This window comes from Streptomyces sp. NBC_00466 (assembly GCF_041433995.1).
GTDB lineage: Bacteria > Actinomycetota > Actinomycetes > Streptomycetales > Streptomycetaceae > Streptomyces.
In genome coordinates, this window is sequence record NZ_CP107896.1 from 1,698,086 (window position 1) to 1,719,127 (window position 21,042).

General features: G+C 70.7%; 19 protein-coding genes and 2 tRNA genes. 11 read left to right on the forward strand and 10 right to left on the reverse strand.

Annotated features, from left to right (window positions below; all coding sequences use genetic code 11):
• Positions 1-81: 81 nt before the first annotated feature.
• Together OG210_RS07450 and OG210_RS07455 are read right to left on the reverse strand one after the other, a co-directional pair.
• Positions 82-735, reverse strand: a complete 654-nt coding sequence (locus OG210_RS07450) for an alpha/beta family hydrolase (RefSeq protein WP_328335603.1) — start codon at positions 733-735, stop codon at positions 82-84.
• Between the two features lie 13 nt (positions 736-748).
• Complete coding sequence (locus OG210_RS07455) at positions 749-1,633, reverse strand: SOS response-associated peptidase (protein WP_328331261.1); 885 nt, start codon at positions 1,631-1,633, stop codon at positions 749-751.
• Between the two features lie 49 nt (positions 1,634-1,682).
• Between OG210_RS07455 and OG210_RS07460 the strand changes: the two genes are divergently transcribed.
• The 4 genes from OG210_RS07460 (at position 1,683) to OG210_RS07475 (ending at position 5,197) form a co-directional block, all read left to right on the forward strand.
• Positions 1,683-2,369 (forward strand): M50 family metallopeptidase, encoded by a 687-nt coding sequence (locus OG210_RS07460; RefSeq protein WP_328331259.1) that lies wholly within the window; start codon positions 1,683-1,685, stop codon positions 2,367-2,369.
• A gap of 44 nt (positions 2,370-2,413) precedes the next feature.
• Positions 2,414-3,754: a 3-phosphoshikimate 1-carboxyvinyltransferase gene (aroA, locus tag OG210_RS07465; protein ID WP_328331256.1), complete on the forward strand. Its 1,341-nt coding sequence runs from the start codon at positions 2,414-2,416 to the stop codon at positions 3,752-3,754.
• Positions 3,755-3,758: 4 nt separating this feature from the next.
• Positions 3,759-4,769, forward strand: a complete 1,011-nt coding sequence (gene rsgA / locus OG210_RS07470) for a ribosome small subunit-dependent GTPase A (RefSeq protein ID WP_371535394.1) — start codon at positions 3,759-3,761, stop codon at positions 4,767-4,769.
• Positions 4,770-4,873: 104 nt separating this feature from the next.
• Positions 4,874-5,197 (forward strand): multidrug efflux SMR transporter, encoded by a 324-nt coding sequence (locus tag OG210_RS07475; protein WP_266853266.1) that lies wholly within the window; start codon positions 4,874-4,876, stop codon positions 5,195-5,197.
• Between the two features lie 16 nt (positions 5,198-5,213).
• Here OG210_RS07475 and OG210_RS07480 read toward each other — a convergent pair whose 3' ends face one another.
• The 3 genes from OG210_RS07480 to OG210_RS07490 are packed head-to-tail and all read right to left on the reverse strand — an operon-like array spanning position 5,214 to position 9,258.
• A complete protein-coding gene (locus OG210_RS07480; RefSeq protein ID WP_328331251.1) occupies positions 5,214-7,328 on the reverse strand; it encodes an ABC transporter ATP-binding protein in 2,115 nt (704 codons plus the stop codon).
• The gene (locus OG210_RS07485) at positions 7,325-8,260 is read right to left on the reverse strand and encodes an ABC transporter permease (protein WP_328331249.1); all 936 of its coding nucleotides are present in this window, start codon (positions 8,258-8,260) and stop codon (positions 7,325-7,327) included. Before OG210_RS07485 ends, OG210_RS07480 begins: the two co-directional genes overlap by 4 nt.
• A gap of 14 nt (positions 8,261-8,274) precedes the next feature.
• Complete coding sequence (locus tag OG210_RS07490; protein ID WP_328331247.1) at positions 8,275-9,258, reverse strand: ABC transporter permease; 984 nt, start codon at positions 9,256-9,258, stop codon at positions 8,275-8,277.
• Between the two features lie 290 nt (positions 9,259-9,548).
• On the opposite strand from OG210_RS07490, the gene OG210_RS07495 reads away from it, so the two are divergent.
• Complete coding sequence (locus OG210_RS07495) at positions 9,549-11,240, forward strand: ABC transporter family substrate-binding protein (RefSeq protein WP_328331245.1); 1,692 nt, start codon at positions 9,549-9,551, stop codon at positions 11,238-11,240.
• 9 nt (positions 11,241-11,249) lie between these two features.
• On the opposite strand, the gene OG210_RS07500 is transcribed toward OG210_RS07495, so the two are convergent.
• Entirely contained in the window at positions 11,250-11,858 is a 609-nt protein-coding gene (locus OG210_RS07500) for a helix-turn-helix domain-containing protein (RefSeq protein ID WP_328331243.1), read from the reverse strand.
• A gap of 154 nt (positions 11,859-12,012) precedes the next feature.
• Here OG210_RS07500 and hisN point away from each other — a divergent pair, with 154 nt between their 5' ends.
• Together hisN and OG210_RS07510 are read left to right on the forward strand one after the other, a co-directional pair.
• Positions 12,013-12,813 carry a histidinol-phosphatase gene (hisN, locus tag OG210_RS07505; RefSeq protein ID WP_328331241.1) on the forward strand — a complete coding sequence of 267 codons (801 nt, stop codon included), beginning with the start codon at positions 12,013-12,015 and terminating at the stop codon, positions 12,811-12,813.
• A 137-nt stretch (positions 12,814-12,950) separates the two neighbouring features.
• Positions 12,951-13,355 (forward strand): CBS domain-containing protein, encoded by a 405-nt coding sequence (locus OG210_RS07510; RefSeq protein WP_328331239.1) that lies wholly within the window; start codon positions 12,951-12,953, stop codon positions 13,353-13,355.
• A gap of 114 nt (positions 13,356-13,469) precedes the next feature.
• Here OG210_RS07510 and OG210_RS07515 read toward each other — a convergent pair whose 3' ends face one another.
• On the reverse strand, positions 13,470-14,951 hold the full coding sequence (locus OG210_RS07515; RefSeq protein ID WP_328331237.1) for a catalase: 1,482 nt from the start codon (positions 14,949-14,951) through the stop codon (positions 13,470-13,472).
• Positions 14,952-15,076: 125 nt separating this feature from the next.
• Between OG210_RS07515 and OG210_RS07520 the strand changes: the two genes are divergently transcribed.
• The 4 genes from OG210_RS07520 to OG210_RS07535 all read left to right on the forward strand — a co-directional run bounded on the left by OG210_RS07520 (position 15,077) and on the right by OG210_RS07535 (position 18,542).
• Positions 15,077-15,493 carry a Fur family transcriptional regulator gene (locus OG210_RS07520; RefSeq protein ID WP_328331235.1) on the forward strand — a complete coding sequence of 139 codons (417 nt, stop codon included), beginning with the start codon at positions 15,077-15,079 and terminating at the stop codon, positions 15,491-15,493.
• Positions 15,494-15,620: 127 nt separating this feature from the next.
• On the forward strand, positions 15,621-16,475 hold the full coding sequence (locus OG210_RS07525; RefSeq protein ID WP_371535402.1) for an ABC transporter ATP-binding protein: 855 nt from the start codon (positions 15,621-15,623) through the stop codon (positions 16,473-16,475).
• Entirely contained in the window at positions 16,472-17,335 is an 864-nt protein-coding gene (locus tag OG210_RS07530; RefSeq protein WP_328331233.1) for an ABC transporter permease, read from the forward strand. Before OG210_RS07525 ends, OG210_RS07530 begins: the two co-directional genes overlap by 4 nt.
• A 73-nt stretch (positions 17,336-17,408) precedes the next feature.
• Entirely contained in the window at positions 17,409-18,542 is a 1,134-nt protein-coding gene (locus tag OG210_RS07535; protein ID WP_328331231.1) for an ABC transporter substrate-binding protein, read from the forward strand.
• An 84-nt stretch (positions 18,543-18,626) separates the two neighbouring features.
• On the opposite strand, the gene OG210_RS07540 is transcribed toward OG210_RS07535, so the two are convergent.
• The 3 genes from OG210_RS07540 to OG210_RS07550 form a co-directional block, all read right to left on the reverse strand.
• Positions 18,627-18,700, reverse strand: a tRNA-Met gene (locus OG210_RS07540).
• 158 nt (positions 18,701-18,858) lie between these two features.
• Positions 18,859-20,655, reverse strand: coding sequence for a tetratricopeptide repeat protein (locus OG210_RS07545; RefSeq protein WP_328331229.1), 1,797 nt, complete (start codon positions 20,653-20,655; stop codon positions 18,859-18,861).
• A gap of 228 nt (positions 20,656-20,883) precedes the next feature.
• Positions 20,884-20,957, reverse strand: a tRNA-Met gene (locus OG210_RS07550).
• Positions 20,958-21,042: the final 85 nt, after the last annotated feature.

Here is a 21,042-nt window from a genome sequence, read left to right on the forward strand (position 1 = left end):
TGCGACGGACTCCCTCTCCACGTACAAGCTTGTGTGTACCGGTGTCCAGCACCGATGTTCCCCACAACAGCGCTCCCCGACTCAGCATTCCCGCAGGCGCACGGCCCAGCCGCCCACCGCGTCGGTGATGGTCCTGAGCGCCTGCTCCTGACTGGTGGCGGCCCGCTTCGGCACCGCGAAGCCGTGGTCGGCGTCCGCCACCTCCACCAGCTCGAAGTCCCCCGCGGCGAATCCGGCGGCGCCCGGGAACTCGGCGGGCTTCCCGAACGGATCCTTGGCGCCCTGTACGACCAGGGTGCTGACCCCGGTCCCGGTCAGCTCCTTCTGGCGGGACTTCTCCGGCTTTCCCGGCGGGTGCAGCGGAAAGCTCAGCGCCAGGACACCGCGGGCGCCCAGCTCCCCCGCGGTCCGGCAGGCCACCCGCGCCCCGGCGCTGCGCCCGCCCGCGACCACCGGCAGTCCGGGTCTGCGCAGCGCGGGCCAGACCGCGCGCCACCCGGTGTCCAGGGTCTTCGGCGCGGGCGCGACCTTCCGGCCGGCGACCCGCCAGGGCTGCTCGACGAGCGCGACGCCGACCCCGAGCGGCGGCAGCGCGGCGGCCAGCGCCTGGAGGTCGCGCGCCTCGATACCGCCGCCGGCGCCATGGCCGAGGGCGATCACGAGGTGCGGGCGGGCGGCGGGATGCCAGGTGATGCGGGCTTCACCGGCGGGGGTGTCGACACTCTCCACGATCATGCTCTGAGTCACATCAGAAGAGTGTGCCCTCCTCGGGGCCCTCCAGTGCGGTCAGCAGCTCCGGGCCGTTGTTGCGAACATTGCTGACCGCCGTCGACACCGGGTACGCCCGTACGAGTCCGGCGGGCGGCGGATCGAGCAGCGGGGTCAGCCCGGCCGGGTCCGTGTGTGCGGGATCCAGCCAGTCGTCCCAGCGGTCCGGGGGCAGTACGAGCGGCATCCGGGGGTGTATCGCGGCCAGCGACCGCGGGGCCGCGCCCTCGTCCCCCGCCGCCTGTCCCTGCACTTGTACCTGTCCCTGTCCTTGTTGTCCCTGCCCTTGTCCCGTCCCGGCAAGCGCGAGCGGGGTGGTCTCCGCCTCGGTGGTGAGGATCGTGCAGGTCGCCCACCATGCCTGCGGGTCGTCGCCGGGCAGCGCCGGATCCCGCCAGAACTCGTACAGACCGGCGAAGGCCATCACCGAACCGTCGGCGGGCGTCACGAAGTAGGGCTGCTTGCGTGCCCGCTTCTTCTTGCCCTCGACCTCGAGCTGCCGCTCGTCCGGCTCGGTCATCCACTCGTAATAGCCATCGGCGGGGACGATGCAGCGGCGCGCGGTGAAGGCCCGGCGGAACGACGGCTTCTCCTGGACCGTCTCGGCCCGTGCGTTGATCATCCGGGCGGCGCCCTCGGGCGATTTCGCCCACGACGGGACCAGTCCCCACTTGAGATTCCGGAGCTGGCGAACCGGACGGCGCGATGCCGCGTCTTTCAAGGGACGCTCCAGTACCGCCTGGACCGTCTTCGTCGGTGCCACGTTCCAGTCCGGGGCCACCGTCTCAGCGGGGTCCCCCTTCTCCACCCCGAAGACCTCTGCGAGATCCTCAGGTCCACGACTCGCTGCAAACCGTCCGCACATATGTGCCAGACTGCCACGCCCCCCATCTCCCGAGGAGCCCCTCCCCACCATGGACCGCGTCTTCGCCGCTCAGTCCGACCCCGACCAGTGGCTGGTGATCGTCACCGGCGTCGTCGCACTGCTCGCGGTCCTCCCGCACCGCATATGGCGGCTCACCCGCAACGCCGTGACCATCGCCCACGAGGGCGGGCACGGGCTGATCGCCCTGGTCACCGGGCGCCGTCTGGACGGCATCCGGCTGCACTCCGACACCAGTGGCCTCACCGTCAGCCGCGGCAAGCCGTCCGGCCTCGGCATGATCCTCACCGCGGGCGCCGGATACACGGCGCCGCCGCTGCTGGGGCTCGGCGGTGCCTGGCTGCTCGCCGCGGACCACATCACGCTCTTCCTCTGGGCCGCCTGCGTCCTCCTTCTCGCGATGCTGGTGATGATCCGCAACGCGTACGGGGCGCTCACCGTGATCGTCACGGGCGCCGCGTTCGTCCTGATCTCCTGGCTGACCAGCGCCGAAGTGCAGGCGGCGTTCGCGTACACGGCCGTCTGGTTCCTGCTCATCGGCGGGGTGCGCCCGGCCTTCGAGCTCCAGCGCAAGCGGGTGCGCGGCCATGCGGGCGATTCGGACGCCGACCAGCTCGGCCGGCTCACCCATCTCCCGCCGACGGTGTGGCTGCTGGTCTTCCACCTCGTCTCGCTCTGCTCGCTCATCGGCGGCGGGCGCTGGCTGCTGGGCCTGTGAGGCGGGCGGCTCCCCGGCCGTCCGGCCATCAGTAAAGTGAGGGCATGACCGAAAGTTCCGTGCACACCGCTCACTGGCCCGCCCCGTACGCGTCCGGAGCCGTCGACGCGACGGTGACCGTGCCCGGATCGAAGTCGGTCACCAACCGCGGACTCGTGCTGGCGGCCCTGGCCGCCGAACCGGGCTGGCTGCGCCGCCCGCTGCGCTCCCGCGACACGCTCCTGATGGCCGACGCCCTGCGGGCGCTCGGCGTCCGTATCGAGGAGACCGTGTCGTCCAGCTCGGCCGCTGTGGACGCGACGGGCGGTACGGGCGAGGCCTGGCGGGTGATCCCGGCGGGGCTGCACGGCCCGGCCACCATCGACGTCGGCAACGCCGGTACGGTCATGCGCTTCCTGCCGCCGGTCGCCGCGCTCGCCGACGGCCCCGTCCGCTTCGACGGCGACCCCCGGTCGTACGAACGCCCGCTGCACGGCGTCGTCGACGCGCTGCGCGCGCTGGGTACCCGCATCGACGACGACGGGCGCGGGGCGCTCCCGCTGACGGTGCACGGCGGCGGGGCGCTGGACGGCGGCCGTGTCGAGATCGACGCGTCGTCCTCGTCCCAGTTCATCTCGGCGCTGCTGCTCTCGGCGCCGCGCTTCAACCAGGGCGTCGAGGTCCGGCACACCGGTGCCACGCTGCCCTCGCTGCCGCACATCCGGATGACCGTGGACATGCTGCGCGGGGTCGGCGCCCAGGTGGACGAGCCGGAGACGGGCGGCGAGCCGAATGTCTGGCGGGTCTCCCCGAGCGCCCTGCTCGGCCGGGACCTGACCGTCGAGCCCGACCTCTCCAACGCCCAGCCGTTCCTGGCGGCCGCCCTGGTCACCGGCGGCCGGGTCACCGTCCCCGACTGGCCCGCGCGCACCACGCAGCCGGGGGACGCGCTGCGGGAGATCTTCACCGCGATGGGAGGCGGCTGCGAACTGACCGAGGGCGGCCTGGTGTTCACCGGCTCCGGCCGGATCCACGGCATCGACGTGGATCTGAGCGAGGTCGGCGAGCTCACCCCGGGCATCGCGGCCGTCGCGGCCCTCGCCGACTCGCCGTCCACGCTGCGCGGCGTGGCCCATCTGCGGCTGCACGAGACCGACCGGCTGGCCGCGCTGACCGCGGAGATCAACGGGCTCGGCGGCGATGTCAGCGAGACCGCCGACGGGCTCCGGATCCGCCCGCGCCCGCTGCACGGCGGCGTCTTCCACACGTACGACGACCACCGCATGGCCACGGCCGGCGCGGTCATCGGGCTCGCCGTCGACGGCGTAAAGATCGAGAATGTGGCGACAACCGCCAAAACACTCCCCGACTTCACTGAGATGTGGACCGAAATGCTCAAGGCCTGACGCGATGCGCCGATACGGCAAGAACCCCGACGAGGACGACATCCGCGTCCGCCCCAACCCCAAGGGCAACCGCCCCCGTACGAACATCCGCCCCAAGCACGAGGAAGCCGCCGAGGGCATGGTCCTCACGGTCGACCGCGGCCGGCTCACCTGTCTGGTCGAGGGGCGCGCGGTGACCGCGATGAAGGCCCGTGAGCTGGGCCGCAAGGCCGCCGTGGTGGGCGACCAGGTCATGATCGTCGGGGATCTCTCCGGCGCCAAGGACACCCTGGCGCGCATCGTGCGCATCCAGCCGCGGACGTCGGTGCTGCGCCGCACGGCCGACGACGACGATCCGTTCGAGCGGGTCGTCGTCGCCAACGCCGACCAGCTGGCGATCGTCACCGCCCTGGCCCACCCCGAACCGCGCCCCCGCATGATCGACCGCTGCCTGGTGGCCGCGTACGACGGCGGGCTCTCGCCGCTGCTCGTCCTCACCAAGTCCGATCTGGCCTCGCCGGACGAACTGCTGGCCTCCTACGGGGCGCTCGACATCCCGTACGTCGTGACCAGCCGCGACGAGCTGGCGAAGGGGACGGCGGCCGACCGGGTCAGGGACTTCCTGAACGACAAGGTCACCGCGTTCGTCGGGCACTCGGGCGTCGGCAAGACGACCCTGGTCAACGCGCTGGTACCGGAGGACAGGCGGCGAAGCACCGGCCATGTCAACGCGGTCACCGGCCGCGGCCGGCACACCACGACCTCGGCCCTGGCCCTCCCGCTGCCGGACGATCGCGGCTGGGTCGTCGACACCCCTGGGGTGCGCTCCTTCGGGCTGCACCACGTGGACCCGTCGCGGGTCATCCTCGCGTTCCCCGATCTGGTGCCGGGTACGGAGGAGTGCCCGCGCGGCTGCAGCCACGACGAGCCGGAGTGCGCCCTGGACGCCTGGGTGGCCGGGGGGCACGCCGACCCGGCGCGGCTGGACTCGCTGCGCAGACTGCTGGCGACCCGGGAGCGGCGCGAGGGCGACTGATCCACCGGGTTTGCCGCCCGGCCGACCTGGCTGAATGCATAATCGCTGCATATGAGGCCGAGCGGGGCATGATCCGGACGACAGGCCCCAAGGGGAGGCACTGAATGGCGTGGCTGCTGGTCGTGGTCGCGGGACTGCTGGAGACCGGCTTCGCCGTGTGTCTCAAGCTCTCGCACGGATTCACCCGGCTCTGGCCGACGGTCGCCTTCGCCGCCTTCGCGCTGGGCAGCTTCGGGCTGCTGACGCTCTCGCTGCGGAAGCTGGACGTCGGGCCCGCCTACGCCGTGTGGACCGGCATCGGCGCGGCGGGCACCGCCATCTACGGGATGGTCTTCCTCGGCGACATCGTCTCGACCCTGAAGCTCGTCTCGATCGCCTTCGTGATCGTGGGCGTGATCGGGCTTCAGATCTCCGGGTCGGCGCACTGAGACCTGTCCGGCCGGCTCACACCACCTCGCGCACCGCCGGGAAGTGACAGGCCGCCACATGGTCGGCCGCGTGCTCCTGGTCGGCCGGCACCTCGTTCTCGCAACGCGCCCGCTCGTCCGCGCCGAGCCCCGCGAAGACCGGGCAGCGGGCCCGGAAGCGGCAGCCCTCGTAGCGGTGGGTGGGGCTGGGCGGGTCACCGGGCAGCAGGATCCTGGTGCGCTGCCGCTCGCGTTCGCGCACCGGGTCGGGCAGCGGCACGGCGGAGAGCAGCGCCTGGGTGTACGGGTGTCGGGGCCGCTCGAAGACCTCGTCGACCGTCCCGGACTCGACGGTGCGCCCGAGGTAGACAACGCTCACCCGGTCCGCGATGTGCCGCACCACCGACAGGTCGTGCGAGACGAAGAGATAGGCGAGACCCAGCTCGGACTTGAGCCGTCGCAGCAGGTTGAGGACGCCCGCCTGTACGGACACGTCGAGCGCGGAGACCGGTTCGTCCAGGACCAGCAGCTTCGGCCCGACGGACAGGGCGCGGGCGATACCGATGCGCTGCCGCTGGCCGCCGGAGAACTCGTGCGGGAAGCGAGCTGCGTGCGCCGGGTCGAGGCCGACCTGTCCGAGCAGTCCGGGGACGTGCCCGGCCGCCGTCCTGCGGTCCGTGCCCTGGGCGCGCAGCGGCTCGGCGACGATGTCGCCGACCGTCATACGGGGGTCGAGGCTGGCCATCGGGTCCTGGAAGACGATCTGCACCTGCCCGCGCAGCGCCCGGCGGGCGGATGCGCCGAGCCCGTCGAGCGACTGCCCGAAGAGCTCGATCTCGCCGCCCTCGGGGCGGACCAGGTTGAGCAGCTCGAAGAGCGTGGTGGACTTGCCGGAACCGGACTCCCCGACGAGCGCCAGGGTCTCGCCGCGGCTGATCCGCAGATCGACCCCGTCCACGGCGTGCACGGTGCCGACCCGCCGTTTGAAGGCGCTCCCCTTCAGCACGGGGAACGTCTTGACGAGCCCGCGCACGCTCAGCACGGTGGCGGGCTCGGTACCGGTGGTCTCCAAAGCCGCCGCCTCGCCCGCCGGCGGGATGTCCGGGACCGGGAACACATCGAGCGGGCGCAGCCGCTTCGCCGCGATCTCGTCGGCCCGTACGCACGCGACCGCGTGCCCGTCCACGGTCCGCAGGGCGGGCTCCTCCGTCAGACAGGGCTCCCCGGCCAGCGGGCAGCGCGGCGCGAACGGACAGCCGGGGCCTGTGCTCCCGGCCGTGGGCGGTGAACCGGGGATCGGCACCAGCACCTCACCTGCGGTGTCCAGCCGGGGCACCGCGCCGATCAGGCCCAGCGTGTACGGCATCCGGGGCCGCTCGAAGAGCTCTTCGGCCGGCGCGCTCTCCACGATCCGCCCCGCGTACATCACCGCCACCCGGTCCGCCGCGCCCGCGATCACCCCGAGGTCATGGCTGACCAGCACCAGCGCGGCGCCGGTCTCGCGCTGCGCGGTGCGCAGCACATCGAGCACCTGCGCCTGGATGGTGACGTCGAGTGCCGTGGTCGGCTCGTCGGCGAGGATCACGTCGGGGTCGTTCGCCATCGCCATCGCGATCATGGCGCGCTGGCGCATCCCGCCGGAGAACTCGTGCGGATACGACCGCGCCCTGAGCGCGGGCTCCGGGATGCCGACGAGGTCGAGCAGTTCGACGGCGCGCGCCCTGGCCGCCTCACGCGGAACGTCCTGGTGGGCGCGGACCGCCTCGGCGATCTGGTCGCCGATCCGGTAGACGGGGGTGAAGGCGGAGAGCGGGTCCTGGAAAACCATGCCGATCCGGCTGCCGCGCACCGCGGACAGCGCGCGATCGGACGCGCCGACCAGCTCCGTGCCGTCGAGCCTGACCGATCCGCGTACGGCCGCGTTCCCGGGCAGCAGTCCGAGTACGGCGAGGGCGGTCGCGGACTTCCCCGACCCCGACTCCCCCACCAGGCCCAGCACTTCGCCACGTTGGAGCGAGAAGCTCACACCGCGTACGGCGGGAGTGCCGTCGAAGTCGACCTCCAGGCCGCTCACTTCGAGTACCGGGGTACCGGGTGCCGATGTGTCACGTACAGCAGTGTCGGATACCGGGGTACGGGATTCCGAGGTCATCGCTTTGCCCCCTTGCGGCTGCGGCGCCGGCGCGAGGTCGGGTCCAGCGCGTCGCGCAGCCCGTCGCCCACCAGGTTCACCGCGAGTACGAAAATGATCAGAAGCCCCGCTGCGAAGAAGAACATCCAGGGGTAGGTCACGGCCGCCCCCGTCGTGGAGGCGATGAGCGTGCCCAGCGAGACGTCGGGCGACTGGACGCCGAACCCGAAGTACGACAGCGCGGTCTCGCTCATCACCGCGCCGCCCACCGCGACGGTCGCGTCGATGATGAGGAAGGAGGCGATGTTGGGCACCACATGGCGCCAGATGATCCGGAACGGCCCGACGCCCATGTACTGCGCGGCGCGCACGAATTCACGCTCCTTCAGCGACAGCGTCATCGATCTGACCACCCGTGCGGTGATCATCCAGCCGAAGACGGCGAGCAGCCCGACGAAGGCGAACCAGCCGCCGTCCTGCAGCCGCGGCGAGATGATCGCGATGATCAGGAAGGACGGGAAGATCAGCAGCAGATCGACGAAGAACATCAGGATCCGGTCGGTCCAGCCGCCGAAGTACCCGGCGCAGGCACCGGTCAGCGAGGCCAGGACGGTGGAGAACAGCGCCACCAGCAGGCCGATCAGCAGGGACTTCTGGAGCCCCCGGATGGTCTGCGCGAAGACGTCCTGCCCGATGCGGTTGGTGCCCCACCAGTGCCGGGCACTCGGGCCCTGCCGCAGTGCGGTGTAGTCGATGTGGCTGTAGTCCCAGCGGCTGACCAGCGGGCCCGCGAAGGCCAGCACGAAGAGCAGCAGCAGGACGACACCTCCGGCGAGCGCACCCGGGTTGTGTACGAAACGGCGCAGCACCACACCGGCACGCCCGGCGGGACGTATCGGCTCCGCACCCTGGCCTGCCGCGTCGGCGGCGGCGGTCTCTATGACAGCGGTCATGGTGTCCGTACTCCTCAGGCGTTCCGGATGCGCGGGTCGAGTGCGGCGTGCAGGACGTCCGCGAGGAAGCCGGAGAGCAGCACCAGCACGGCGGCGAACACATTGACGGCGACGACCGAGTTGACGTCGTTCTTGCCGATGGAGGAGACGAACCACTCGCCCATGCCGTGCCAGCCGAAGATCGTCTCGGTGAAGGTGGCACCGGTGAACAGCGCCAGGAACCCGAAGCTGAAGTACGTCGACATGGGGATCAGCGCGGTCCGCAGCCCGTGTTTGAGCAGGGCCGTGCGCCGGCTGAGGCCCTTGGCGCGGGCGGTGCGCAGATAGTCCGAGCCGAGGACGTCGAGCATCGTGGAGCGCTGGTAGCGGCTGTAACTGGCGATGGTGCCGAGCGCGATGGAGACGGTCGGCAGCAGCAGGTGCACCGACCGGTCCTTCAGTACGGCCAGGAAACCGGAGTCCAGACCGGGGGTCTTCTCGCCGGTGAACTCGATGACGTCGGTGCCGGTCTTCTGGTTGAACCAGATCGCGCCGATCTTCAGCAGTACCGCGAGCAGGAACACCGGTGTGGAGAGCAGTACGAAGGAGATCAGGGTGACCACGCGGTCGGAGAGCCGGTACTGGCGTACGGCGGTCCAGGCCCCGGCCAGGACGCCGATGACCGTGCCGAGAATGCTGCCCAGGAGCAGCAGCCGCAGGCTGACCCCGATCCGGCGGCCGAACTCCGCGTCCACGGAGGTCCCGTCGATGGTCTGCCCGAGATCACCGCGCAGGGCGTGTCCGGCCCAGCTGGTGAAGCGGGTGAGGAGCGGCATGTGGTCGTTCACGCCGAGCACGGTGAGGTGGTGGTCGACGGCGCTGGGCGAGAGGGGCGGCTGACGCCCCTCGTAGTACGCGCGCGGATCGAGCGCGAGCGATGCCAGCAGGTACGACAGACAGATGGCGACAAGCAACAGGACGGCGTAGTAGCCGAGTCGCTTGGCCAGGAAGGCGGCCACGGGTGTTGGTCCTCCGCTGGGTTCGGGCGCTGGAGATCGTCGTGGGATCACGGCCGCGGCAGGCCCCATGGGTACCTTTGTCCGGTGTTGATCGGTTTCCGATCGCCCGGTGCTATGTATCGGGTGCTTTTCGTCGGCTTGTTGATCCAGCTTGACCATAATTTGTTGCGCGCATGCAAAGAATGCATAACAGCATCACCGTTGGTCTCCCCTTGCACAACAGGATCGCCTTACCGTCTCGGAAGCCTGTGGCCTCGATCAGGTCACCTTGAACCGGAGGAAGAACACCGATGCGCAGAACCAGCGTTGTCGCCATCGCCGCAGCACTGTCGGCCACCCTGGCGGTGGCGGGCTGCAGTTCTTCCGACGACGGAGGCGACTCGGCCAAGAAGCAGGCCGCTCCGCAGGTCGACGGCCAGAGCATCAACGCGCATCCGGTGAGCGACCTGAAGCAGGGCGGGTCGCTGCGGTTCGGGATCGACCAGTGGATCGCGCAGTACAACGTCAACCAGGTCGACGGCCAGCAGGGTGACGGCGCGGACCTCGCCGCGGCGATCCTGCCCGACCTGTTCGACCTGGACGCCAAGGGGGTCGGCCACCCCAACCCGAACTTCGTGGTCTCGGCGAAGGTCACGTCCACCAGCCCCCAGGTGGTGACCTACCAGCTGAACCCGAAGGCGAAGTGGTCCGACGGAAAGCCGCTGAGCTGGAAGGACTTCCATGCCCAGTGGAAGGCGCTGAACGGCACCGACAAGGCGTACGAGGCCGCGGACACCACGGGATACAGCCAGATATCCAAGGTCGAGCAGGGCGCCGACGCCCATGGCGTGAAGATCACCTTCGCCACGCCGTACGCCGACTGGCAGCGCCTCTTCGACCCGCTGTATCCGGCCGCGTACATCGACACCCCGCAGAAGTTCAACACGGGCTGGACGCAGAAGGCCCCGGTCACCGGCGCCGCGTTCAAGGTCGGCTCGTACGACAAGACCGGACAGACCGTCACCCTGGTCCCGGACCCCAAGTGGTGGGGGAACAAGCCCAGGCTCGCCTCGATCGTCTACCGGGTTCTCGACCTCAGCGCGAACACGGAGGCCTACCTCAACAAGGAGGTGGACGAGGCCCCCGCGCTGCTGCCCGAGGACTACAAGCGGCTGGCCAAGGACCCGGACACCGACATCCGGCGGGGAGCGCGCTGGGACGAGGTGCACATCACGCTGAACGGCGGACGCGGCCCGCTCAAGGACGTGAAGGTGCGCAACGCCCTCCAGGCGGCCACCGACCGCAAGGGCATCAACGCCAGCTTCGCGAAGGACCTCGCCTTCGAACTCAAGCCGCTGAACAACCACTTCTACATGCCCAACCAGCAGGGCTACCAGGACAACAGCAGCGAGTTCGACAAGTACGACCCCGAGAAGGCGAAGAAGCTGCTGGACGAGGCGGGCTGGAAGAGCGCGGGCGAGGGCAAGCCGCGCACCAAGGACGGCAAGAAGCTCACCCTCGACTACGTACTGAGCGCGGGCGGCAGTTCGTCGCAGACGGACCAGGCCGAACTGGTGCAGCAGATGTACGCCGCGGTGGGCGTCCAGGTCAACATCAAGAAGGTCCCGGCCAACGACTACTTCACCAAGTTCGTGAACACCGGCAACTTCGACCTCGCCAGCTTCCGCAACGTCGACGAGGTCTACACGAGCAGGATCTACCCGGTCTTCCAGCAGCCGAAGGGCAAGAACCTCTTCCAGAACTTCGGCTCGGTCGGCTCCCCGAAGATCGACTCGCTGATGAAGCAGGCCGGTGAGGCCACCGACCACGCCCAGGCCGTCAAGCTCTACAACGAGGCCGACGCGGAGATCTGGAAGCTCGGCCACTCCATCGAGCTGTACCAGCGCCCGCAGATCGACGCCGTCCGCAAGGGCCTGGCCAACTACGGCGCCTCCGGCCTCGCGGACCTCGACTACACCAAGGTCGGCTGGCTCAAGAAGTAGTCGCGCCGCTCACGCCGCGCGCACCACCGCGTCGCGCACCAGGTGGCCGAGGGTCAGATCACCCGGTGCGACGATGTGCGAGAGCGCGAGGCGTACGGCCACCTCGCAGCGGTACACGAGGTCGGCCGCCTCCTCGTCGAGATGCCCGGCCGCCAGCACCAGGGCCGCCCGGTGCCGCACCGCCGCGATCAGCTCGCCGGGGGCGGGCGGCCCCGAGTCCGCACGGCGCTGCGCGGGGGCATACGGCGCGGCGGGGCGCCCGGCCCGGTGGGGCGAGGGGCCGGGCGCGGGCAGCCGCCCGGACCAGCAGCCGGTCAGCAGCGCCCGCACCAGCGGGTGCGAGCGGGCTGCGGCGACCGTCCACTCGGCGACAGCCACCATCCGCTCGCGCTCCGCGGCCGGTCCGGCCAGCGCACGGTCCACGCCCGCGAGGTACCGGTCGGCCTCGCGCCGCACCAGGGCGCGGAACAGGCCGTCCTTGGAACCGAACTCGTTGTAGAGGGTCTGCCGGGAGACCCCCGCCGCCGACGCCACATCCACCATGCGCACAACGGACCAGTCGCGGTCGGTGAGGGCCGCGAGGGCGGAGTCGAGCAGGGATTCGCGCGCTGCGGGCATCGTCGCCTCCGGGGGCGGTACGGCTCCGCACTCAGAGCGGTACGGCACTGCGCTCAGAGTTGACGCGGGCCACTGGAGTGTCAATACCTCGCGCGGCAGCGCGGCCGGCAGGGCCCTGTGGCTCGATCGGGGGCCCGGTGGATACTGTGACGCCATGCCCGACTACCACGATGATCTGCGCCTCGCCCATGTCCTCGCGGACGCCGCCGACGCGGCGACCATGGACCGGTTCAAGGCCCTCGACCTGAAGGTCGAGACGAAGCCGGACATGACCCCCGTGACAGAGGCCGACAAGGGCGCCGAGGAGCTGATCCGCGGACAGCTCCAGCGTGCCAGGCCCCGCGACGCGATCCTCGGTGAGGAGTACGGCCTGTCGGGCACGGGCCCCCGCCGCTGGATCATCGACCCGATCGACGGCACCAAGAACTACGTACGCGGGGTCCCGGTCTGGGCCACGCTGATCTCCCTGGCCGTGGCGGGCGACGAAGGCCACGAACCGGTGGTCGGCGTGGTCTCCGCGCCCGCGCTGGGCCGCCGCTGGTGGGCGGCGAAGGGCGGCGGCGCGTACACCGGACGCAGCCTGACCTCGGCCACCCGGCTGCACGTCTCCAAGGTCTCCAAGGTCTCGGACGCCTCGTTCGCGTACGCATCGCTGAGCGGCTGGGAGGCGCAGGGGCGCCTCGACGGCTTCCTCGACCTGACCCGGGACTGCTGGCGGACCCGGGGGTACGGGGACTTCTGGCCGTACATGATGGTCGCCGAGGGCTCGGTGGACATCTGCGCCGAGCCGGAGCTGTCGCTCTGGGACATGGCGGCCACCGCCATCGTCGTCCAGGAGGCCGGCGGCGAGTTCACCAGCCTGGACGGGGTGCGCGGGGTCGAGGGCGGCAACGCGGCCGCGTCGAACGGGCTGCTCCACCAGGATCTGCTGGGCTATCTCAACCAGCGGTACTGAACGCCGAACAACCGCCCAGGACTTCACCCTCCCGGACCCTTGCCGGGTTCATGAGCTGATGCGACTCTGAGAGTCCCCCCACTTGTGAACTTGTGAATTCACGCGCATGCTGGATTCCCCAGGAGGTGGCACTCGCCATGTTCGTCCGCGACGCCATGAGCACGGTGGTCCTCACCATCGGCCCCGCGCACACGCTCCGACAGTCCGCCGCTCTGATGTCCGCACGCCGTATCGGCGCGGCTGTCGTCTTCGACCCCGACACCTGCGGAGTCGGCATTCTGACCGAGCGCGACATCCTCAACGCCGTCGGCGGCGGCCTGGACCCCGACCGGGAGACCGCGGGCGCCCACACCACCACGGACGTCGTCTTCGCCGCACCCTCCTGGACGCTGGAGGAAGCGGCCGAGGCGATGTCGAACGGCGGCTTCCGCCATCTGATCGTGCTCGACGGCGTCGGCCCGGTCGGCATCGTGTCGGTGCGCGACATCATCCGCTGCTGGACGCCGGACAGGCGCGAAGCGGCGGCGCTGGTCTCCTCCTGACCCACCCCGCACCGCCCGATCCCGCCCCGCACAGCCAGAAGGGCCGGACCCCCACGGGGATCCGGCCCTCATCGGGCTCGCTGCTCAGCCGGGGCACCGGCCGGCCGCCGCAGTTCAGGCGCGCAGGGCCTGGACCGCCGCCTCCAGCCGCTTGCCGAAGTCACCGTCGGCCCGGCGGAAGTTGTTCACCGCGCGCTCGGCGATGTCGTCGCGCGAGACCTGCGAGATGAAGCCGGCCAGGTTCTCGATGAGCCTGCCCTTCTCGTCCTCTGTCATCTGGCGGTACAGGTTGCCGGGCTGGACGAAGTCGTCGTCCTCCGCGTGGCTGGGCGCGGGGTGGTTGCCCGTGGCACCGCTGACCTGGGTGGACTTCCAGAGCGGCTGGTCCGTCTGGAAGGGTCCGCCGAAGCTGTTCGGCTCGTAGTTCTTGGCGCCCTTGTGACGGCCGTCGTACAGCACGCCGTCCCGGTAGTTGGTGTTCGCCTCGGCGGCGTGCGGGCGGTTCACCGGCAGGTGGTCGGCGTTGATGCCGACGCGGTAGCGGTGCGCGTCGCCGTACGCGAAGAGACGGCCCTGGAGCATCTTGTCCGGCGAAGGACCGATGCCCGGAACGAAGTTGGCCGGCGAGAAGGTGGACTGCTCGACCTCGGCGAAGATGTTCTCCGGGTTGCGGTTGAGCTCCAGCTTCCCGATCTCGACCGGCGGATAGTCCTCGTGCGGCCAGACCTTGGTCAGGTCGAACGGGTTGAAGCGGTAGTTGGCCGCGTCGGCTGCCGGCATCACCTGGATCTGCACGGTCCAGGACGGGAACTCACCGCGCTCGATGGACTCACGCAGGTCGCGCTGGTGGCTGTCCGGGTCCGCACCCGCGAGGCGCGCGGCCTCCTCGGCGCCCAGGTTCTTGATCCCCTGGTCGGTCTTGAAGTGGTACTTGACCCAGAAGGCCTCACCGGCCGCGTTGTTCCACTGGTACGTGTGCGAGCCGTACCCGTTCATGTGGCGGAACGACGCCGGGATGCCGCGGTCGCCGAAGAGCCACGTCACCTGGTGGGTCGACTCGGGGCTGAGACCCCAGAAGTCCCAGACGTTGTCGGCCTCCTGCGAACCGGTGTACGGGTCGCGCTTCTGGGTGTGGATGAAGTCGGGGAACTTGATGGCGTCCTTGATGAAGAAGACGGGCGTGTTGTTGCCGACCAGGTCGTAGTTCCCCTCCTCCGTGTAGAACTTCAGCGCGAAGCCGCGGGGGTCACGCACCGCGTCCGCCGAGCCGAGGTTGCCCGCCACGGTCGAGAAGCGCAGGAAGGTCTCGGTCTGCTTGCCGACCTCGGAGAGGAACTTCGCGCGCGTCCACTGCGAGACGTCACGGGTCAGCGTGAAGGTGCCGTACGCGCCGGCGCCGCGGGCGTGCACGATGCGCTCCGGGATGCGCTCACGGTTGAAGTGCGCGAGCTTTTCGAGGAGCAGCTGGTCCTGCACCAGAACGGGACCGCCGGCGCCCGCGGTCTCACTGTTCTGGTTGTCGCCCACCGGAGCCCCGGTCTCCGTGGTGAGTGGTCCCTGTGTCGCGTGCGGTGTCACGAGCGCCTCCTGCGTCATACCTGCTGGGTCCTGTCCCTTGGCCTGTGCCTTCCCCATCCTAAGATGGACTTTGTCCAAGTCAAGTGACAGTCCAAAGTCACATCCGTTCGGGACTCGACCCCTCTCCTGTTAGGCTGGGCCTTATGAGTGACCTGTTGGAACGCCTGCGCGAGCGCGGCTGGCGGATGACCGCCCAGCGCCGCGTCGTGGCCGAGGTCCTCGACGGGGACCACGTTCATCTGACCGCCGACGAGGTGCACGCGCGCGCCGCGTCGAGACTGCCGGAGATCTCCCGGGCGACGGTCTACAACACCCTGGGCGAGATGGTCGTCCTCGGCGAGGTGATCGAGGTCTCCACGGACCGCCGGGCCAAGCGTTACGACCCGAACGCGCACCGGCCGCACCAGCACCTGGTCTGCGCCCAGTGCGGCTCCATCCGCGACGTGCACCCCGCGGGCAACCCCCTGCGGGACCTCCCGGACGCGGAGCGCTTCGGCTTCACGATCTCCGACGTAGAGGTGACATACCGGGGCATCTGCCCGGCCTGCGCGGCAGCCTGACCCGTACATCCAGCCGAGCCCCGGGGTGAGCACCCCGGGGCTCGGTCGTGTGCACACCTCTTCCAGTATCTGACTACCCGTCATATCCTGCGGCGATCACCCGTCCCCTTCCGTAAGGAGACACCCCGTGGGAGACCCGCACCCGACCCCACTCACGCCGCTCGCCCCGCACAGCCCGCACGCCCCGCTCACCCCCGAACCGGCGCCCGGCCAATCCGCCAAACTCCACGTCCAGTCCCTCACTCGCACCTTCGGCCGCGGCCGCACCGCCCTGAACGCACTCGGGCCGGTGGATCTGGACATCGCCCCCGGCGAGTTCACCTGCATCGTCGGCCCTTCGGGCTGCGGCAAGTCCACCCTGCTGCGGATCGCGGCCGGGCTGCTGCGGCCCAGCACCGGCGAGCTGGCCATCCGTACCTCGTCCGCCCGCCCGGCCGCGATGATCTTCCAGGACTACGGCATCTACGACTGGAAGAACGTCCTGGCCAACGTCCGGTTCGGCCTCGACATCCAGCGCGTCCCGCGCAAGGATGCCGACCGCCGCGCCCGCGACTGGCTGGCGCGCATCGGCCTCGCCGACTTCGCCGACGCCTACCCCGCAGCCCTCTCCGGCGGTATGCGCCAGCGCGTCGCCATCGCCCGCGCCCTCGCCGTGGAGCCCGAGATCCTGCTGATGGACGAGCCGTTCGCGGCCCTGGACGCACAGCTGCGCACCATCCTCCAGGACGAACTGCTCGAACTCACCCAGACCACCCGCACCACGGCCCTCTTCATCACCCACAGCCTCGAAGAGGCGATCGTCCTGGGCGACCGCGTCCTGGTGATGTCGGCGCGCCCCGGCCGGATCATCGCCGAGCGCCGGCCGCCGTTCCCCCGGCCCCGGACCGGCGACATGCGGTCGGCCCCCGAGTTCACCGAGCTGAAGTCCGAGCTGTGGGAGCTGCTGCGCGGCGAGGTACGCGGAGAGGCGGTCCCCGCATGAGCACCGCGGTCAAGGCACCGAAGGACGGGCTGCTGGTCAGACGGCCGGGCCCGCAGGAGCTGCACCCCGTACGCACGCACCGCAGGCGCCGCACTCTGGAACTGGCACTCGCCGTCGCCGTACCCGTCGTCCTGGTCCTGCTCTGGCAGCTGGCGGCCGACCGGTCCTGGATCGACGACCGGGTCTACCCGGCGCCCTCCACCATCCTCTCCGACGGCTGGGACCGCGCCGCTCAGGGCGCACTCTGGCCGGATGTGTGGGCCACCCTCAAGCGGGTGCTCGGCGGCTATGCGATCGGCACCGTGTCGGGATACGTCCTCGGCCTGCTGATGGGGTCGCTCGCGCTCGTACGGGCGGCCCTGGAACCACTGCTCGACGCGCTCTACGTGGTCCCGAAGCTCGCCCTGCTGCCGGTCTTCCTCAACATGTTCGGACTCGGCGAGGGCCCGCAGATCGCGCTGGTCGCCGCTACGGTCTTCTTCTTCGTCTGGATCTCCACGATGGCCGCGGTGCTCGCCGTCCCCGCAGGCCATCGCGATGCCGGGCAGGTATTCGGCGCGTCACCGTGGCAGATGTTCCGGCACGTCCTGCTGCCCGCCTCGCTGCCCGCGGTGCTCGTCGGGGCCCGGATCGCGGCGGGGGTGGCGGTGCTCGTCATCGTCGCGTCGGAGCAGATCGCGGCGTCCAACGGCCTCGGGCATCTGATCTTCGACTCCCGCGCGCTCTTCCAGAACGACGTGATGTTCGTCGGGATCGTCTGTGTGGCCGTCCTCGGGGTGCTCTTCTCCGAGCTGGTGCGGATCGCCGGACGGCTGCTCACTCCATGGGCCCCGCGCGACCGCGGCCGCAGCCAGTCCTGAGCCAGTCCTCAACACCGGTCCGTCCACCGACGGGACCCCCCGCAGCCCCCATGTCCGTACGTACGGAGGCTCCATGCGTATCAGCACGCTCTGCACGACCCTGCTCGCCGCCGGTTCCCTGCTCGCCGCCGCCGGGTGTGCGAAACACGACGACAGCGGCTCGGCACCCGCAGCGAAGCCCCGCCCGGTGAGAGCCGTCGCGGGCTGCGCCAAGGGGTGGACCGACCCGGCCGATCTCGCCCCCGGCCGGGCACCGGCCCGCTGCGTGAAGGGTGCGCCCGCCCCCCGGCCGCTGGCGAAGCAGCGCAAGCTGGTCGTGGCGACCGGCACGCTGGCAGCGGAGTACGTCGCACCGCTCGAAGTGGCCGTGGAGAAGGGCGAGTTCAAGAAGGAGGGACTGGACGTCCAGCTGAAGGTGCTGCCGACACCGGACGGGCTCCCGCTCCTCGCCAAGGGCGATATCGACGCGCAGTGGGCGGCGCCCGAGGCAGCCGTGATGAACGGCATCAGAGGCGGGTTCGACATCAAGTGGGTCGCCGGGAACTTCACCCCCGACCCGGCGTCCAAGAGCGGCCTGTGGGCCCGGCTCAAGAGCGGTGAGACCCCTTCGTCGGTGACCATGAAGGGCAGCAGGATGGGCACGATGATCGGCAAGGGGTCGGTCGTCACCTACGCGATGGAGAAGGCCCTCCAGAAGCACGGGGGCGGACTGAACTCGATCAGCTTCCAGCAGCTCGGCTCGGCGGACGTCCTGACAGCGCTGCAGAACGGCGGAGTCGACTCGGCCTGGCTGCTCGACCCCGTCTGGCGGAAGGTCGACGGGAACCCCAAGTACACCTTCCTGGGCGGCCAGCCGCAGGGCGAACCGCTCGGCGGGCTGCTCTTCGGCCCGAACCTGCTGGCCAAGGACCCGGACGCGGGCGTCGCCTTCCTGCGGGCGTACATCCGGACGGTGAACACGTATTTCGCCGGCGACTACAAGGCCGACAAGGGCTTCACGGCCTCGCTGGCCAAGCTGCTGAAGACCGACAAGTCGGTGCTGACCTCGACGCCGTCGCTCCGGATGGACTGGGAGATCCGCAAGGGGACGACGGACCGGCTGCAGAAGACGTACCGGGACGCCGGGGTCGAGCAGGGGGACCCGCTGCCCGAGGACAAGGTGGTGGACCGCTCGCTGTACTCGGAGGCGGTGGGCCACAAGTCCTGATACACGGGAGTCCTCATACACGGGGCCGGCACCCGAACATGCCGAAGGCCCGGACTCTTCCGAGTCCGGGCCTTCGGTCTTCAGTAGCGGGGACAGGATTTGAACCTGCGACCTCTGGGTTATGAGCCCAGCGAGCTACCGAGCTGCTCCACCCCGCGCCGTTGTGTTTGTAACTCTACGTGGGAACGGACGACCAGTGCAAATCCGTTCCCACGGGCAGGACGGCACCGGTCGCGCACCACCCCGCCGGAACGCGCACGCCCGGCCGCCGCGCACGCCCGGCCGCACTGTGGGACGCGCACGGCCGGCCGTGCTGTTACGCGGTGAGCTCCTGGCGCAGGGCCTCGCTGAGCCGCGCCGCACGCTCGGCGACCTCGGCGGGGCCGAGCTCCACGGCGCGGTTGCACCACTTCTGCCCCTCGCCCAGCTCACCCCGGCGGATGGCGAGCAGCGCGAGGCGCAGGGCGGCCCGGCCGTGCCCGGCGTTGGCGGCCCTGGCCCACCAGAGACCGGCCTCACGCTCGTTGCCCTCGCGGGCCAGCAGCAGCCCGAGGTTGAAGGCACCGTTGCGGCTGCCCGCCTCGGCGGCCTCGCGGTACCAGCCCGCCGCCGCCTCGACGTCGTTGCGGGAGGCGGCGAGCATGCCGACCCGGACCTGGGCACGGCGGTGCCCCTGCTCGGCGGCGCGCTCGTACCACTCCTCGCACTCGCTCTTCTCGGTGACGGGCTCGCCGAGCACAGGCGGGCCCGGCGGCGGCATCCTGGCGTCGAGCAGCGCACCGAGCCGGAAGGCCGCCTCGGTACTGCCGCCGCCCGCCGCGCAGCGCAGATGGCGCTCCGCGGTGTGCTCCTCGCCGTCCCTGAGCAGCGCTATGCCGACCTGGAGCGCGGCCTCGGTGTGCCCGGCGGCCGCCGCCCGCTCATACCAGACGAAGGCGCCGCGGTCGTCGTCCCGTCCCGCGTGCAGGATGCCCAGGTTGAAGGCGGCGTCGACGCTGCCCGCCTCGGCCGCCTTGGAGAACCACGGCTCGGCGCCGGCCGGGTCGCCGTTCTGCAGGAGCAGGACGGCGAGCGCGTTGGCCGCCTCACGGTGCCCGGCATAGGCGGCGCGGCGGTACCACTGCTCGGCCTGCGCCGTCCGCTCCTGCGCGGCGCAGAGCAGCGCCAGGTTGTACGCGCCGTTGACGTCGCCCGCGTCCATGGCGGCCCGGTACCAGCGCTCAGCGGTCTGCTTCTCGCCGCGGGCGGCGTGCAGCGCACCCAGCGCGTTGGCGGCGTTCCCGTCGCCGTCCTGGGCAGCGCGCAGCCACCAGACGGCGGCGCTCTCCTCGTCGCCCGCGTCGCGCAGCAGGAAGCCGAGCGCGCAGGCCGCGCGGGCCTCGCCGTCCTTTGCGGACGTCAGATACCAGCGGCCGGCCTCCTTGAGGTCGCCGCGCTTCTCCAGGATCACGCCGAGGTGCAGCGCGGCGCGCCGGTGACCGCGCGCGGCGGCCTGCCGGTACCAGCGCTCGGCCTCGGCCGCCGGAGCCTTGCCCGTGGCGGCCCGGTCCAGCGCGCGCGCCAGCCGGTACGCGGCCTCCCGGTGGCCCTGCTCGGCGGCGGCGCGCAGCCAGCGGTCCGCGCCGATGTCACCGCGGTGCTCCAGCAGGTCCGCCAGGGCGTACGCCCCCAGCGCGTGGCCCGACTCGGCGGACTGGCGCAGCCAGTACTCGGCGGCCGGCTCGTCGCCGCGTTCCCGGTGGTGCCTGCCCAGCGCGTGGGCCGCTGCGGCGGAGCCCGCGACAGCGGCGATGCGCCACCAGCCGGCCGCCTCGTCCGCGTAGCCGCGCTGGTGCAGCAGCACGCCCAGGTTGTTGGCCGCGGCCCGGTCCCCCTCCCCGGTGGCGGCGCGCAGCCAGCGCTCCGCGCCGTCGAGGTCCCCTCGGCGCAGCAGCAGCGCACCCAGTACGCTCATCGACGCGGTCTCACCGCTCTCGGCACCGCTCCGGTGCCGTGCCTCCGTCTCGGCGTCAGCCGTTTCCTCCACGTCGACGCCGTCGTGGCCGTCTTCGGCGTGCTTCTGCACAAACCGCCCTGTCTCCAACAGAGTTGCCCTGTCCCCCATAAGCACCATCGTCCCACTACGTGCAACTCGCGCACACCTGGTATATCGCAGTCGACTAGGTCACTACAGCGCTTTGTCGACTTCCCGTAGCGCGGTAAGTGAAACATGAACGAGTCCCAACTTCCCGTAGGCAACGCCTTCTTCACAGGAGTCGCACGTACGGGCAACCGGGCAGCCGCCTCGGACACGCATGAAGAAGGCCCGGATCTCTTTCGAGATCCGGGCCTTCGACTTCAGTAGCGGGGACAGGATTTGAACCTGCGACCTCTGGGTTATGAGCCCAGCGAGCTACCGAGCTGCTCCACCCCGCGCCGTTGTGTTGCAACCGTACCACGGCACGGAGGGCTGCTTTACCGGCCCGCGATCGGGCCTGATCAGGGCTTTTACCCCCCGATC